Below are 603 nucleotides of genomic sequence, written 5' to 3'. Positions count from 1 at the left end.
AGCTCTATGAGACCGCCTTGCATAGCATTGGACTACCTGTTGAGGCAGATTCCTTGGCTTGCAAAACCTTTCAAATACAACTGAGACGCTATCAAGAGATCAATGCTTGTCGCAAGCAATTAGAAGAGACGGCTCAAGCAGTATTGGCCGATAACCCGGACTCTGCCATCTTGCAAAGTGTTCCGGGGATTGGCCCGATTAATGCCCTAACGATTCTGGCGGAAGGCGGGGATCTACGTCGCTTTAGCCATCATCGTCAGTTCTTGAAGTATTGTGGGTTTGATCTAGCCAAAAATCAATCAGGCAACTATCGTGGTCAAGAACAAATCTCCAAACGAGGTAATGCGCGTTTACGTTTGGCGTTATGGATGGCAGTGAACACTGCTATCGCTCAACCAGAAAATAGTTTCCAGCAAAAATATAGCCGCTATATTAAAGGCGCACCACAGGATAAGGATTTACAGCGCAAGGCTAGGACTGCGGTGGCAGCGAAGATGGCGCGTGTAGTGTATGGATTAGTGAAGTCAAAACAGATGTATCAAGGTTACTATGAAAAAGCTTTACCCAGTGGATCGATCCCTCTCTGTAGGGCCGTAGAGGCCG

At 47.4% G+C, this 603-nt stretch carries 1 protein-coding gene; it reads left to right on the top strand.

The features are described from left to right. Window positions 1–17: 17 nt before the first annotated feature. A partial coding sequence (locus ICN40_RS11930) for a transposase (protein WP_255561334.1) occupies window positions 18–603 on the top strand: 586 nt, incomplete at its 3' end.

It is taken from the genome of Polynucleobacter sp. Fuers-14 (assembly GCF_018882045.1).
Classification (GTDB): Bacteria; Pseudomonadota; Gammaproteobacteria; order Burkholderiales; family Burkholderiaceae; genus Polynucleobacter.
The sequence above is the reverse complement of the archived record's forward strand: the minus strand, read 5'-3'. Positions and strand labels throughout refer to the sequence as shown.